Annotated in this window: 10 protein-coding genes; 8 read left to right on the forward strand and 2 right to left on the reverse strand. The window is 53.9% G+C overall.

What is annotated here, in order from left to right; all coding sequences use genetic code 11:
• The first annotated feature begins 4 nt into the window (after nucleotides 1–4).
• The 8 genes from A3841_RS09700 (at nucleotide 5) to A3841_RS09735 (ending at nucleotide 13,083) form a co-directional block, all read left to right on the forward strand.
• A complete protein-coding gene (locus A3841_RS09700; RefSeq protein WP_073852126.1) occupies nucleotides 5–1,192 on the forward strand; it encodes a FecR family protein in 1,188 nt (395 codons plus the stop codon).
• Between the two features lie 119 nt (nucleotides 1,193–1,311).
• The gene (locus A3841_RS09705; RefSeq protein WP_206073073.1) at nucleotides 1,312–4,863 is read left to right on the forward strand and encodes a TonB-dependent receptor; all 3,552 of its coding nucleotides are present in this window, start codon (nucleotides 1,312–1,314) and stop codon (nucleotides 4,861–4,863) included.
• Between the two features lie 27 nt (nucleotides 4,864–4,890).
• Nucleotides 4,891–6,627 (forward strand): RagB/SusD family nutrient uptake outer membrane protein, encoded by a 1,737-nt coding sequence (locus A3841_RS09710; protein ID WP_073852639.1) that lies wholly within the window; start codon nucleotides 4,891–4,893, stop codon nucleotides 6,625–6,627.
• A 124-nt stretch (nucleotides 6,628–6,751) separates the two neighbouring features.
• Nucleotides 6,752–7,603 (forward strand): sugar phosphate isomerase/epimerase family protein, encoded by an 852-nt coding sequence (locus A3841_RS09715; protein ID WP_206073074.1) that lies wholly within the window; start codon nucleotides 6,752–6,754, stop codon nucleotides 7,601–7,603.
• 61 nt (nucleotides 7,604–7,664) lie between these two features.
• Nucleotides 7,665–9,347: a BACON domain-containing protein gene (locus A3841_RS09720; protein ID WP_073852129.1), complete on the forward strand. Its 1,683-nt coding sequence runs from the start codon at nucleotides 7,665–7,667 to the stop codon at nucleotides 9,345–9,347.
• Between the two features lie 225 nt (nucleotides 9,348–9,572).
• On the forward strand, nucleotides 9,573–10,760 hold the full coding sequence (locus tag A3841_RS09725) for a hemopexin repeat-containing protein (RefSeq protein WP_170866168.1): 1,188 nt from the start codon (nucleotides 9,573–9,575) through the stop codon (nucleotides 10,758–10,760).
• A 53-nt stretch (nucleotides 10,761–10,813) separates the two neighbouring features.
• On the forward strand, nucleotides 10,814–11,695 hold the full coding sequence (locus tag A3841_RS09730; protein WP_073852131.1) for a phosphodiester glycosidase family protein: 882 nt from the start codon (nucleotides 10,814–10,816) through the stop codon (nucleotides 11,693–11,695).
• Nucleotides 11,696–11,991: 296 nt separating this feature from the next.
• Nucleotides 11,992–13,083: an SGNH/GDSL hydrolase family protein gene (locus A3841_RS09735; protein ID WP_073852132.1), complete on the forward strand. Its 1,092-nt coding sequence runs from the start codon at nucleotides 11,992–11,994 to the stop codon at nucleotides 13,081–13,083.
• Nucleotides 13,084–13,159: 76 nt separating this feature from the next.
• Here A3841_RS09735 and A3841_RS09740 read toward each other — a convergent pair whose 3' ends face one another.
• Both A3841_RS09740 and A3841_RS09745 read right to left on the reverse strand, forming a co-directional pair.
• On the reverse strand, nucleotides 13,160–14,251 hold the full coding sequence (locus tag A3841_RS09740) for a type I restriction endonuclease (RefSeq protein WP_073852133.1): 1,092 nt from the start codon (nucleotides 14,249–14,251) through the stop codon (nucleotides 13,160–13,162).
• A gap of 172 nt (nucleotides 14,252–14,423) precedes the next feature.
• Entirely contained in the window at nucleotides 14,424–15,071 is a 648-nt protein-coding gene (locus tag A3841_RS09745) for an SIMPL domain-containing protein (RefSeq protein ID WP_073852134.1), read from the reverse strand.
• Nucleotides 15,072–15,265: the final 194 nt, after the last annotated feature.

Consider the following 15,265-nt stretch of genomic DNA (forward strand, 5'->3'; position numbering starts at 1 on the left):
CACTATGGAGCGCAATCAAGAACAATTCGATAAAGCCAACCTCATTCTGAGGCATTTGAGAGACGAGCTTTCCCCCCTGGAGGAGAAAGAGCTGGAGCTGTGGCTAAGCAGCGGGGAAGGGAACAGGCGCCTGTTCGAGAAAATTAAGGGTGAGCAGGAACAAGCGATGGCCTTCCTTTCCTCTCTGGACACGGAGAACGCCTGGCAGCGAATTGCTTCACAGACGGTAGCGCAAGCGCCCGCCAACAGCCGTTGGCGCAACACCTCCCTATGGAAGTATGCGGCGGCCATCTCCCTTATACTTGCTACATCAGTGGTTATTTACCAGACACAGCTTAAGAAGCACAGCCAGACAGTAGCCACAGCCAAAATAGAGCCGGCGCAAAAGGCAGAGCAAATTCTTCCGGGCGGAGATAAAGCCATGCTCACCTCCAGTGATGGGACTGTCTTTGTGCTGGAGGAACTGGAAAACGGCACGGTGCGCGACGAAAAGGGGGTAAGGGTATCGAAAAAGGATGGCCTGGTATCTTTTGAGATAGCCGAAACGGGAAGCGAGCAGGTCTTTTTCAACACTATCTCAACGCCTGTCGGGGGGCAGTACCAGGTCGTGCTGCCCGATGGCAGCAAAGTATGGCTGAACGCGGCTTCCTCCCTGCATTTCCCTTCGGCCTTTACAGGGCGCGAGCGGGTCGTGGAACTGACAGGGGAGGGCTACTTCGAAATCTCCAGGGATATACAGAAACCTTTCATCGTCAAGGTAAACGCTGCGACAGTGGAGGTGCTGGGTACCCACTTTAACATCATGTCCTATGCCAATGAGGGGCGCATTGCCACCACTTTGCTGGAGGGCTCCGTGAAGGTGGGGAATGGCAGCGCCACAAAGGTGCTGGTTCCCGGCCAGCAAGCCACTATAGGGAAAGAAATCCTGCTGAAGGAAGTGGACGTGGACGAGGCGGTTGCCTGGAAGAACGGGCTGTTTTATTTCAATAATGCGGATATAGCCACGGTGATGCGGCAACTGGAGCGATGGTACGGCATAGAGGCATCCTACAGCGGGGAGAAGCCAAAGAAACATTTCTCGGGTATCATCTCCCGCGATACGGAGATAGACAAGGTGCTGGAAATGCTGGCCCTCACGCGTGCCATCCAGTTCAGAACGGAGGGGCGGAAGATCATTATCTCCGGTAATTAACGGGAAGGTTGGCAGCACCCTATAACAATGGCTATAAACGTGCTGCGCCTTCACGACAAGTATAAACACAAGTACTGTTACCTATAATTTGACCTTACCTATTACCCAAAACCTTTTGTATGATGAAACAAAATCTACTATTCAAGAGCAGTAGGGGGCTCCGTGAATTGCTGCCCAATCCATTTCTGGTTCTGAGGCTCATGACCTTGGCACTGCTCGTGACGACCCTGCAGGTGCAAGCCTATGGCTACTCACAGGGTATCTCCATAACGGAGCAGAATGCTTCTCTGAAGAAGGTGTTCAAGGACATCAGTAAGCAGAGTGGCTACCTTTTCCTGTATAACGACGAGCAACTGCAACAGGCAAAGCCCGTTACGCTTAGCCTGCAGGATGCAACGCTGGAGCGGGCACTGGCGGAATGTTTCGAGAACCAGCCCCTGACTTACAGCCTGGTCGAGAAAACGATTGTGGTGAAGCCTGCAGAGGAGAAAAAAACACAACAGGCCGCCATTACTGTGACAGGAAAGGTGACTGACAAGGAGGGTGTTGCACTGCCTGGCGTAACGGTGGTGCTCAAGGGTACCAACAGAGGCACTCCAACCGACGGCGAAGGCAATTTCGCCGTCACCGTGCCGGATGGCAACGGCACTCTTGTCTTTTCCTACATCGGTTATCAGGCACAGGAAGTCGCCATCAACAACCGTGTCAGTATCGATGTAACACTGGGTGAAGATGCCAAAGCGCTGGAGGAAGTGGTGATCGTGGGCTATGGCACGCAGAAGAAAGCCAACCTGACGGGTGCGGTGGATCAGATAAACGCTGAGGACATTGCCCTGCGCCCGGCCAACGACATCACCAGCTCCCTGCAGGGACTGATGCCCGGCCTGAACATACAGGTAAACAGCGGTGACCCGACGGCAACACCAGACATTAACATCCGGGGCTTCAACTCCATTAACGGCGGCGGCCCGCTGGTGCTGATCGACGGCATTGAGGGGGACATTACCCGGGTGAACCCGCAGGACGTGGAAAACGTGACCGTGCTGAAAGATGCTGCTTCTGCCGCCATCTATGGTGCCAGGGGTGCCTTCGGCGTAATCCTGATCACGACCAAGACAGGGAAGGCGGGCGATATGGTGGTGAACTATTCCAACAACTTCGGCTGGACCACCCCCACTACCAGAACCGACTTTATCTCAGACCCCTATAAGTATGGAAAGACTGTAGATACAGCCCTTTTCGGATATAACGGCACCACCTATACCCAATACAACGACCTGGATTGGGAGACGATCCGGATGGTGGCCAACGGTGAGATTGAGCCTTTCCACGAACTGCAGGCAAACGGCACCTATAAGTTCTTCTACAAGACCAACTGGTACGACTATCTGTTCAAAAAGTACCAGTATTCAAGTATGCACAACATTTCGGTGTCCGGCGGAACCGAGAAGTTAAGGGGTTACCTGTCCGGGAGGGTCTTTGACAGGGAAAATATCAACAACATCGCCGAGGGCGGCATGGAGCGCTACAACCTGAAGGCCAATGTCACCTTTAAACCGAACAAATGGCTGGAGCTGTCCAACAACGTGCTCTTCAACCAGGAGAAGGACGAGGAATTCGGCGGCTTTAGAAACGGCTACGGCGGCATCTGGAGCACGACCACCTGGTACCAACTCTACCCGTTTGCGCCTAACATGATTGACGGCGTTCCTACCGACGTGTACGGACAGGGCGGACCGGCTGCCATGGAGTATGGGCAGAACTGGGAACGCCTGAACATCGAAGAGCTCACGAATACCTTCAGGGCTAAGCTCAATCCGCTTAAGGGCTTAGAATTCAACTTCAATTACAGCAACAGGTTCAACAACCAGGCCAGCTCTACCCGCCTCAACGAGTTTGAGTACCTGACAACCACCCGCCTGGATAAGCAGACTGTCGGTGTTAACCGCCTGAGCGAGTGGCGCTGGAAAGACAACTACAATGCACTGAATACCTACGGCACCTACTCGCTGAGCGTGGCCAATGACCATAACTTCAAGCTCATGGCTGGTTTTAACCAGGAAGAATTTGAGCGGGACCGCGTTTTCGCCCAGCAGGGCGGTCTGCTGATCCGGGACCTGGAGAACCTGGCACTCGGCACAGAGATTATGGCTGCTGACGGCTCGGCCGAGCGCTGGGCTGTGAGAGGTTACTTTGGGCGCTTCAACTACGACTTTGACAGCAAATACCTGCTGGAGGTAAATGCCCGCTATGACGGTTCTTCGCGCTTCCCAACCGAAAGCAGGTGGGGCTGGTTCCCATCCGTGTCGGCAGGCTGGCAGGTAAACAGGGAGAGTTTCTGGGAGCCGCTGGAGGATGTGGTGAGCTTCTTCAAGCTGAGAGCCTCGTATGGCTCGCTGGGCAACCAGAACATCTCCACCAGCACCTTCCAGCAGACCATGTCCATCGGCAGCTCTGACTGGCTGGACAATGGCCAGCGCATCATCTATGCCAGTGCGCCTAACCCGCTGCCTAAAGTGGTTAGCTGGGAGACGACCAGCACCATTAACTTCGGTGCCGACCTGGGCTTTATGAGAAACAGGCTGATGGCTTCCGTGGATGTGTATGAGAAGAAGACAGAGGACATGTACCTGCCCGGAACGCCGCTTCCCGGGGTATTCGGTGCCGCCGAGCCAAGAGAGAACCTGGCCTCGCTCCGGAACAGGGGTTTTGACCTGAGCCTGACCTACAACAACAGCTTTGAGGTGGGTGGCTCCCCGCTGGAGGTATCAGCCACGGGCAGTGTATCCAACTTTAAAGGTGTCATCACCAAATTCGACAACCCGAACGGCCTGATGAGCTCTTACTGGGAAGGGCAGGAACTGGGGCAGATATGGGGCTATCACGTGGCCGGTCAGTTCCAGACGGACGAGGAGGCACTGGCTTATCAAAACTCCTTTGTGAACCCATCCAACAGCCTGGCCAACGTTTACAATTACATCCTGAACGTGGTGCAGAACAAAGACTGGAGTGTTTTGAGAGCCGGTGACATCAAGTACGTGGATGTGGACGGAGACGGAAGGATTGACCGGGGTAACTATACCTTGGAAGACCACGGCGACCTGCAGCCAATCGGCAGTGCCATGCCGAAGTTCCCGTTCGGTTTCAACGTGAACGCCCGATGGAAAGGCTTTGACCTCTCGGTGGCCGGCGCTGGCGTGGCCAAGCAGAACTGGTACCCGACCGGTGATATTTACTGGGGTACTTACCAGCGGCCATACCTGTCCTTCCTGAGGGAAGACCTGGTAGACAACGCCTGGACCGCGGAGAAGCCCGGCAAATACCCACAGATTGAGCGCGGCTACGCCTCGCTTGGATCCGGCCGCTCGCTTTACGAGATGAACGACTACTATATGGAGAACATCGGCTACCTGCGCATCAAGAACCTGACCTTCGGCTATACTTTACCGGAGGCGCTGACCTCCAAAGTCAGCGTGAAAAAACTGCGGGTATACTTTAGTGGGGAGAACCTGCTCACCTGGCGCTTCGGAGACCTGAGCAAGTACATCGATCCCGAGCAGGCAGGTTCAGCGATCAACTACTCCCTCCCCGGAAGTGCTGTCGGCAGAGCTGACCTAAGATCTTATCCAATGGGTAAAACTTATTCAATGGGTATCAACGTGACCCTGTAATTCACCCTGATGATATCAACGAAAAAGATGAATAGAATATACATAACCTCCGTTTTTGCGCTAATCGCCGTCCTGTTTTCGGGTTGTGAGAAAGAGTTTCTGGACCGCCCGCCCAAGGATGTGGTGGATGCCGAGTTCTTCTTTAAAACGGCCACCGACCTGGAAGTAGCCACCAACGATTTTTATACCATGCTTCCCACCACCGGCGTGTACAGCGATGATGCCGCCTCGGATAATACCTTGCCGCTGATAGCGTCCGAAAGAGTGAGAGGCGGCCGCATCGTGCCGACGAACCGCGGCAGTGGGGGATGGTCCTGGGGAAGGCTCCGCGACATAAACTTCTTTCTGCAGCATTACCAACAGGTGCCCGACGAAGCAGCTAAGCGCAAGTATGGCGGCATTGCCCGCTTCTTCAGAGCCTACTTCTACTTCGAAAAGGTGCAACGCTTTGGCGACGTACCCTGGTATAGCAAAGTGCTGGAGGCCGGCGACCCGGATTTGTACAAAGGGCGCGATTCAAGGAAAATGGTGATCGACTCGGTGATGGCTGACATCGATTTTGCCATCGACAACATCCCGGCAGAGGTGAAACTCAACCGCATCACCAAGTATACGGCGCTGCTGCTGAAGGCCCGGATTGCCTTATATGAAGGCACTTTCAGGAAGTACCATGGGTTGGGCGATTATGAAGAGCTGCTGCAGGAAGCTGCCGCTGCCTCCCAGGAACTGATCAACTCAGGCGCCTACCGCTTGTTCACAGCCGGCGGGGCGAACAGTGCTTACCGCGAGCTGTTTGCCAGAAACAACCAGGACCCTACGGAAACCATACTTGCCCGGGACTTTGACTCAGAACTGGGCCAGCACAACCTGGGGTACCTGATGACAGCGCCAACCCAGGGAGCCTGGGGCATCACCAAGGACGTGATCAACAGCTACCTGATGAAGGACGGCAGCAGGTTCACGGACATCCCGGGTTACGAGACAAAGGGATTCTACGAGGAGATGCAGAACCGCGATCCCCGTCTGACGCAGACCACCGCAGGACCTGACTTTAAAGTGTACGGTGAGACGACACGCGAGCCTGTAAACCTAAATGGCACCACCACAGGCTATAGGGTGATCAAGGCCCTGCCGTCCAGGGACCAGTGGAGCGCCGCTTACTTCGACATCATTATCTTCCGCTACGCCGAAGCCTTGCTGATACTGGCAGAGGCCAAAGCCGAGCTGGGTACCCTCACGCAGCCGGACCTGGATATCAGCATCAACAAGCTGCGGGACAGGGTGGGCATGCCGCACCTTGACCTGGCGCAGGCCAATGCCAACCCGGATCCTTACCTGGCCAGCATGTATCCCAACGTGGACCAAGGAGCCAACAAGGGTGTAATCCTGGAGATCAGACGCGAGCGCAGAATAGAGCTCTTCAACGAGGGCCACCGCTGGGATGATCTCATGCGCTGGAAAGAAGGTAAGAAGCTGGAGCAGCCGATGCTGGGTATCTACTTCTCAGGACTTGGCTCTCACGACTTCAACAACGACGGTATCGTGGACGTGTTCCTGCACAATGGCAACGCATCGGGTGCACCAAAGGAGGCCTCCACCATCATCAACGTGCAGCAACGGCCACTGACAAACGGCACCTCGGGCAACCTGAACCCCTTCCAGCTGGGCGGATACTTTGACGAAAACCGGGACTACTACTACCCGCTCCCGATCGAGGACCTGAGGCTGAACGAGAACCTGGTGCAAAACCCTAACTGGGAATAAATCATCTTAAAGTATGACAAGTATAAAAATGATAACCTTACTACTTAGCTGCCTTTTAAGCCTTTCGGCGTGCGATTCGGGATCGGATTCACCCAAGCCGGAAGAACCTAAGACGGAAACACCTGTGGCGCCCCTGAAAATCGGTTATGGCCTGGGTATCGGCAACTTCACCCCAGAAAAGCTCCAGTACGCCAAGTCGGTGGGGATAACCTATGTGGAAGCCTCCGGGATGTCCACCTTTCTGGATGGCAACAGGAATTTCAAGCTTTCGGACGAGGCCATCGTCAAGAAGCTGACCGATGCCAAGAAAGCCGCCGACGCAGCCGGTATCAAAGTATGGTCGGTGCACATGCCGTTTGGCCAGAACATCGACCTCTCCTTCATTAATGAGGCGGACCGGCAGGACGTGGTGGCAAAGCACATCAAGCTGATCAACTTCCTGAAGATCCTCGAGCCGGAGGTGATCCTCTTCCACCCAAGCTACTACCTGGGGCTAAACGAGCGGGACATGCGCAAAAGCCAGCTGATCAAGTCAGCCATAGAGCTGGATGAGGCGGTGCGCGGCATCAGCGCCACCATGGTGATCGAGAACATGCTCGGCCCCGAGCTGATGGCCAGCAACGGCAAGGAGCGGCCACTGATGCGCACGGTGGAGGAGACACAGGAGATCTTTGCGCGCTTGCCCAAAACCATTTACTCCGCCATCGACATGAACCACATCAAGAACCCGGAAAAGCTGATCATAGCCATGGGAGACCGCCTGAAAACGGTACACATCGCCGATGGCACAGGGGCGGCGGAGAACCACTTTTTCCCTTGCTCCGGCGAGGGCAAGAACGACTGGAACGCTATTCTGGCTGCTTTGGATAAGGTGGGCTACACCGGTCCGTTCATGTATGAGAGTGCCTTTAAAGACGAAAAGGATCTGGCCACGTGCTACCAGACGCTTTACAACAACTATAGCAATAGCAAGTAGGCAGGCAAGTATAAATGCCTGTTATGGCGGATGCCTTTGATAACTAAAACAGAATCAAGTCATGAACAAAATACTATACTCCAACTATATCACGCGGTTCCTGCTGGGGGCCCTGCTACTTCTGAACCTGGCCGGCTGCAAGGAGGATGATGCGGTGTACGAGCCAAAGCTGTTCCTGGAGAACGAGACCTTCTCTGTGGCTAACACCAGCAGCAAGCACACCATCGTGTTCTTAACCAACCAGCCCTGGCAGGTTGCCTCGGATGCAGACTGGGTTGTTCTGGATCAAACAAGCGGGGAAAAAGGCAAGATCAGCCTTACCTTCAACGTGCTGGAAAACGACGACGACGAAAGGACCGCCCGGATCACAGTGACCGCCAACGGTGTGACGCAGCAAGAGATCCAGGTGGTGCAGGAGGCCGGAAACAGGGACGACATCTACGTGAAGGCAGGGGCATCCGGGGAGGGATACACTTGGGAGGAGGCCACCAGCCTGGAGAATGCCCTGGCCATCGCGGTTAGCGGGAATACCATTCACATCGCTGAGGGAGTTTACACGCCTACCGTAACCGTTACGGGTGGAGATGCCAGCGATGCCGGCGACGTGACCTTTGAAATAGGCAAGTATGTGCGGCTGAAAGGCGGCTACCCGGCAGATGCCACCGAAGGCAGCGAGGCGAACCACCAGCAGTACACAACCACCCTTTCCGGTGGGGGAGTGGCCTACCATGTGGTAACCGTATCCGCGCCGAAGGCAGAAGGGCAGAAAGTTGTACTGGAAGGCCTGAAGATTACCGATGGCAGAGCCGGTGCGGCGACTACTTCTGCTGCCATCAACGGCACCAACTTCCGCAGGGACTATGGCGGCGGCGTGACCATCGGCAACGCCGTGGTGGATATACTTGACACAGAGATTGTGGATAACCAGTCTGATAAGAACGTAGCGGGCCTTTACGCCTTCGGCGGTTCTGTCGTGACCATCAAAAACAGTAAGGTAAACAACAACATCTCCTCCGGTAACGCCGGCGGGGTGTGGATCAGCGAGTCCGTAGCCCATATTTACGACTCTGAATTTAGAGGCAACGAAGGCGGAACAGCGGCAGGCGTACACGGTTACCCGGAGGCCACGATCAACATGTATAACTCGGTGATTGCGGACAACAAGGGCCGTTCCTATGGGGCTGCCTTTTACATCAGGGCCAACTCAAAGGGGCTGTTAGTGAACTGCCTCATCATCAATAACAGCAGTACCTCTAAAAATGGCGGTGGCGGCGTTATGATGTATGATAACAACGAGGCGAGCATCGTGAATACCACCATCACCGGAAATACGATCGCTGGCCCGGGCGGAGGGGTTTACCGAAGAGCCGGCGTCAACAAGGTGAGCATCTACAACTCCATCATCTCGGGCAACGTGCAGGCGGAAGATGGTCCTGATGTGGATGCGTACGAGGCCGACGCGCCGGCTCCGGTTGTGCAGCGGTCCGTACTGGGGAGCGCTGCTTACGACGCGAGCGGACAAGCAATCGAGGGGGCCAGCTTTAATGCAGCCACCATGCTGAACGCCGAGTACGTGCCTGTTGGGGAAAACAACCCCGCGCTGGAGCACGGTATGACCACGGACGACCTGGTAAGAATTGGCACTAGCCTTACCCCCGCCGTGGAGAGCAGCCTGATTACCGCGGACCTGTTGCAGAACAGCCGTTCAGGCCTTTCCACCATGGGAGCCCTGGTGGCACAGTAATCTTTTAAAATGCCTACGGAGAGCTGCCCTGCGGCTCTCCGTAGGCATTTATACTTGCACCCCTAACGCAAGGGGGGATGCAAGTATACATTGAAAGTATACATAACCGGAGTCGCGGCGCGTCTGCGGAGCACACCTTTTTTGTTTCACCAACAGCACTACATGAGACGCACTATTTACCAAAGCTTACACAGAACCAAGTGCTTGCTTGCCCTAATGGTAAGTATGATTGCCTTCCAGGCTGCTGCGCAGCAGGAGGTGTCGGACAGAAAGAACGGGATGCTTATTTTAGGCTCCGCTGATATGGAAACGCTGGTAGAAAGGGTTGACATTGGCTACAGGCTCTACAAGTCTGCCGTTCCTTTCGACTATATCATCGTTTCGGGCGGTTGCGCTGCGCACCAGTCCGCCATCTGCGAGGCAACGGAAATGACCAACCTGCTGGTGGAAAAAGGCGTTCCGGCGGAGATCATCTTTAAAGAGGAGAAATCCAAAAACACCGTGCAGAACTACGCTTACAGCAGGGTGCTCCGAAAGGCAGACGGCTCCCGCGTCATCGGCCCGGGCGATAAACTGTACGTGGTCTCCAACCACTGGCACGCCATTCCGGTGGCCGCGCGCTTTACCGAAAACGACAGCGTGACGGCGGTATACCATATCGAAGGGGGCATTCTCCCTAAAAATACCGATAAGGTGAATTACACCAATATCTTCGACCCGAGTGTGAGCAGCGAGGCTTTCACTGCAAAAGCGCTTTGGCCGTTGGTCGGCGCCAGCTTCTCCGTGCCAGGCAAGAAGAAGGAGCCGGGCAGCACGTATCACTTTATCGGTGAAGTCGTGTCAGTGCAAGGCTCAGCTGAGCCGGGCGAGGGGGAGACAGAGGGGCTTGCACAGGCGCTTCCGGCCATACCTGCCGGTTGGGCGGGCGCGGTGGATGCCGCTTACCATAACAGCCGCGACAACAAAGTATACATTTTCAGGGGAGGGGAGTATGCCCGGTTCTCGCCGGAGGCCAGGACGCTGGATGCGGGCTATCCGAAGCCGCTGACGGACCTGGTGCAGCACCTTCCGGTCCAGTGGCAGGGCGGCTTTCTGGATGCTGCCTTCTTCCATCCAAAAACAAAGGAGATATACTTTTTCAAAGGGGACGAGTACCTGGTGTTGTCGGCTAAAAATAACAGGATCGCCGCCGGCTTTCCTAAAAAGATCAACACGTTCGTGGCTGACTGGCCCTTCGCCTGGGGAAGCGGCGATCTGGACGCTGCCGACTATAACAGCAAAGAGAACAAAGTATACTTGTACAGAGGCAAGGAGTACATCAGCATCTCCCTGGATGGAGAACCGAAAGCGGAGGCCGGCTATCCGAAGAAGATCGAGCTGGCCTGGCCGGAAAGTATACTTGGGAAGAAGTAAGCCATACTTTCCCGAAGCATTACTGACACATGAGCGAGTTAACTGTAAGTATAATGAAAAAGCTTTTAGCCCTATTCCTGATCCCGGCCATGGTTTTGGTCGGCTGCTCCAACGACGAGGTAACCCCTTCCGCCCCCCCGGTTGTAGAAGCGCCGAAGACAGCTGCCGAACAACTCACCAGCGCGGATTGGGAAACGAAGAAAGTCTCGGAATCCATTGTATGGAAGTATAAGCACTTCAAAGAACTATTCAGCTCGAACCAGAGCATCACCATCCTGGACATCGACCTGAACGATGCGGGACTGGAAGTGGAGGTGCCGCATGTGCTCTCGGGCTTTATCAAAACTAGCGAGGCAGCTGCCAGTGTAGGTGCTACAGTGGCTATCAACGGTTCTTTTTTTGACACGTCGAAAGGTGGCTCCACGGTCTTCTTTAAGAAGGATGGGGAGATCATCAACACCACCCGCAGCGGCTTTACCCCCTATCGCGAGAATGCCGGTTTTGCCATCGGAACGGACGGGAGCATCTCTGTTGTAAAGAAGCCCGCAGCCGGCTGGAGTTCTCTAACGGAAGCCCATACGCTGCTGGCGTCCGGGCCTTTGTTGGTTCTGGATGATAAGACCGTAAAGCAGGAGCAGCAGGTCTTCAACACCAACCGTCACCCCCGAACGGCTGTGGGCATCACAGCCGACAACCACCTGATTGCGGTGGTGGTAGATGGCAGGTTTACGGAGGCACATGGCATGACAACCGAAGAGCTGGCGACGGTGATGCACGCACTTGGCTGCGTGGAGGCCATGAACCTGGATGGGGGAGGTTCCTCCACGGCCTGGATCAGAAACCGGGGCGTAGTGAACTATCCCTGCGACAACAAGAAGTTTGACCATGGGGGCGAGCGCGGCGTAGCGACCGCCATAGCCTTTGTACAGAAATAGGCGGCAAGCGATCCTAAAGGGAAACAAGCAAAGCGCGGGTCATACTTTATACTTTGCTCTATAAGTATAAAACCCAAGTTGCGATTTACTGATGCAGTGCAGGTGTAAATCCTCCTCTAACCCCTCCGAGGAGGGGAATCACCTGCTCTTTTGCAAAATTACCCTACTGGGAGGGGGAGGTTAATCACAACTTGAGTTATAAAGTATAGCACCTAAGTATAAATCGCATCTAAGTATAAAGTATAGCATCGCACTACCCGGCACGTCATCCAACCAAAGTATAAAACTCCTGCAATATGAAATCTTACCTTTTGAAATGGGCACTGGTTATACTTTTTGCCGCTACCGTTACCTTCTCCCATGCGCAGACCCCTGTTTATACTTCTGCCACAGAGCTTACGCTGGTTGGGAAAATACAGGCTACCCAACAGGTGTACCACAGAATAGACACCACCGACTACCCTGACATGCCACCGGCGGTAAAGCGGCTCCTGACGAATTCAGCCGGCCTTGCCATCGCTTTCAAGACCAACAGTACCACTGTTTCGGCCAAGTGGTGCACCAGCCCCCGCACAGCTTCCGCCAACATGACGGCCATTGTCTATGAGGGGCTTGACCTATACATTAAAAAGGATGGCCGCTGGCAGTTTGCCGGCGTAGGAATGCCCAACGGAGACTGCTCGGAGTATACCCTGGTGCGCAACATGGGGGAGGGCGAGAAGGAGTGCCTGCTCTACCTGCCTTTGTACGATGAGACAACCAGCCTCGAAATCGGGGTGGCGGAAGGGGCTACGCTACAGCCCTTGCCAGACCCTTTCCGGAAGCGCATCCTGATGTATGGCTCCAGCATCCTGCAGGGAGCCTCTGCCAGCAGGCCGGGCATAGCCTATCCCGCTCGCCTGAGCCGCGACACCGGCCTGAACTTTCTGAACCTGGGCCTGAGCGGGAGCGCCAAGATGGAAAAGCCCGTGGCCGATATGATCGCGTCCATCTCAGCGGATGCTTTCGTGCTGGACTGCGTGCCGAACTCCTCCCCGCAGGAGATCAAGGAGCGAACCGCCTACCTGGTTAACACCATCCGGCAGCATCATCCAAAAGCGCCCATTCTGGTTATCCCGAGTACGGTGCGGGAGCACGGGGCTTTCGACCAGGTGGTAGGGGCAAGGGTAAAAGCGCAAAACGAGCAGATAGAGGAGGAAGTAAACAAACTACTGCGCAGCGGCGTGAAGGATTTATACTTGCTTTCCTACAGGCAGCAGCTCGGCACTGACCATGAGGGCACGGTGGACGGCACCCATCCCAACGACCTGGGTTTCGACCGGATGCTGCAGCAGCTAAGGCCACAGTTCAAAGCCATACTTAGGAAGTATAACATAAAGGTCGATTAGCGCTGCCGCCTCCGTGTAAAGAAAAAGCCATCTGATCAGTAGGTGGCTTTTGTGTCTGCGCTTGTCGGGTGAGCGGCTATGTAAGCTCCGCCTCGGCAGGCTGCTCAAAACGGAGTAATGCATGAATCAGCAAGTCGGAGTAGTCGTAGATATCGTCAATCGAGGCGATCTCTATTTTATTCTCCTTCCCCTTCTCATCCAGCAAAGCCAGGTACTTTTTCGAAGCGTTCAGGTATAGACGGCAGATGGTCTTCCTGTTGTTGTTATCAAGAAGAATGTTCAGGTAGCGCAACGTATCTCTGTGGAAAATTCTTTTACCATCTATCTTAGTGCGGAGGATGGACTTCACAATGAAGAAAGCTTCCTGTTCCTGCTCCGTAAACTCGGTTTTGCTCTCTCCTTTGGCCTCTTCAGCTGGCTGCGGCAGTGGATCCCGCTCCACTTTGGAAGCTTCTGCCTCATTGGATAAGGCAGACTTCAGTCTGTCGCTTATCTGGTCGCTTACATATTGGTTTAGGGACTTCTTTACCATCGGAGAAAACTGCTCCATCACCTTTGCCGTCAGAACACCGGCGTAAATCTGTTTGGCGAAGTAGCGTACAAATTGCTCAGATGGACTGGAAAATTCCCCACCCACGATTTTCTTTATTTCCCTGGTGTATTTCAATTCAGTGGCAGCGCTAACGATCTGATCGACATCAAAGGAGTTCTTCTGGTATTTTTTAAGCTCAAACACAGATGCATCGCTTATCTCAGTGATGTTGAACTCCCAGAAAGGCTTATCATCCATTTTGTTTGGCTCCTCCAGGTCAGTATAGAAGCGATAGATAATGCCGTTGGTAAGTATGCCGAAGCGGGTGCTGCAGACATGAAAGTATCGGTGCAGTTGGGAATTGTGTACGTTCAGTTCCTCCTTCCAATGCTTGCACTCAACAATGATGATTGGCTGACCATCCTTCTGAATACAATAGTCTACTTTTTCTCCCTTCTTGATGCCTAAGTCCGCTACAAATTCCGGTATCACCTCCAGCGGGTTAAAAACATCATAGCCAAGGGCAGCTATAAAAGGCATAACAAAGGCGTTTTTTGTCGCCTCCTCGGTCTGGATAGTGTCCTTCAGGCGACTCACTTTCTCGCCCAGAGCTCTGATTACATCTATAAAGTCCATAGTATAGTTTATTTATAGCTTGGAAGTGTTTTTATAAATATATATAATTTATTTATAATATTTAAAAGTTTAGGTGTAAATTATTTTTCAAACCGCCTTGAGGATCAGTTAGATGGGTTTTTGCCAATATACTGCCGCGCTTTTTCGTCTTCACCAGCACCTCACGGCTCCCTTAGCCAATCCGCCACGTTATCGTCACGGTCTCCGACACATCTATGTCATCGGGTTCAAAATCGGGGGTGGCGTCGTAGGTGGTTTTCACATCAGCTTCATAGAGGTTGTAGTCGTGGCGTCGGGAACGGATAGTGAGCTCGCGGTAGGAGTAGTCGATGTCGAGGATCTCCAGCAGCTCCACGCCGGTGGCCCCGGCAATCAGGGTGGCGTTTTCCCTGGCTTTGGCAATGGCCTGCAGAATGAGCTGTTGCTGCTGCTTTGAGGCGTCTTTCACTCCGAAGGCAATGCTGAAGTCCAGGTTATCCAGGCCCTTTGCGATCTGGCCGAGCAACTGGTTGATAATGCTCTTGTCCAGGGGAAGTTCCAGTTCCAGGTCATGGGAGGCCCTGAAGCCGTTGAACTCATAGGTATCGGTTTTCTTGTTGCGGACGGTTTCTTTCCGGATGCCGAAGTCCTTTGTCTTCAGGCTTTTCCGCTCTACACCCACGGCCTCAATAATGGTGCGGAGCTCCTCCACCTTCCGGTTTAGCGCATGCACTGTTTTCTCGTACTCCCACTCGTGCGCCGAGGCATCAAAGGAAAGTATAACCATGTCGGGGGCAACAGAAAGTTTGCCTTTGCCCGTAATCTGTAACTTGCGTTCCATCGCTTCACCGGTTTTAACATTAAGTTACAGAAATATATTGAATTAGCACTATGTAGCGTGATAGCCCCGCAGGGTATGGAAGTATAAATTCAGTATAACCAGCGCCTTAACAGGGGTTCAGGAGCGCTGTTTATACTTTCCATACGTTACCATCACGACCAATTAACATATTCTTTTCACCGAAAACTTCGCAG

Source organism: Pontibacter flavimaris (genome assembly GCF_001907195.1).
Classification (GTDB): Bacteria; Bacteroidota; Bacteroidia; order Cytophagales; family Hymenobacteraceae; genus Pontibacter; species Pontibacter flavimaris.

Coding starts and splice junctions, on each gene's coding strand:
- A3841_RS09700 (WP_073852126.1), top strand. CDS start 5: ATGGAGCGCAATCAAGAACAATTCGATAAAGCCAACCTCATTCTGAGG.
- A3841_RS09705 (WP_206073073.1), top strand. CDS start 1,312: ATGATGAAACAAAATCTACTATTCAAGAGCAGTAGGGGGCTCCGTGAA.
- A3841_RS09710 (WP_073852639.1), top strand. CDS start 4,891: ATGAATAGAATATACATAACCTCCGTTTTTGCGCTAATCGCCGTCCTG.
- A3841_RS09720 (WP_073852129.1), top strand. CDS start 7,665: ATGAACAAAATACTATACTCCAACTATATCACGCGGTTCCTGCTGGGG.
- A3841_RS09725 (WP_170866168.1), top strand. CDS start 9,573: ATGATTGCCTTCCAGGCTGCTGCGCAGCAGGAGGTGTCGGACAGAAAG.
- A3841_RS09730 (WP_073852131.1), top strand. CDS start 10,814: ATGAAAAAGCTTTTAGCCCTATTCCTGATCCCGGCCATGGTTTTGGTC.
- A3841_RS09735 (WP_073852132.1), top strand. CDS start 11,992: ATGAAATCTTACCTTTTGAAATGGGCACTGGTTATACTTTTTGCCGCT.
- A3841_RS09740 (WP_073852133.1), bottom strand. CDS start 14,251: ATGGACTTTATAGATGTAATCAGAGCTCTGGGCGAGAAAGTGAGTCGC.
- A3841_RS09745 (WP_073852134.1), bottom strand. CDS start 15,071: ATGGAACGCAAGTTACAGATTACGGGCAAAGGCAAACTTTCTGTTGCC.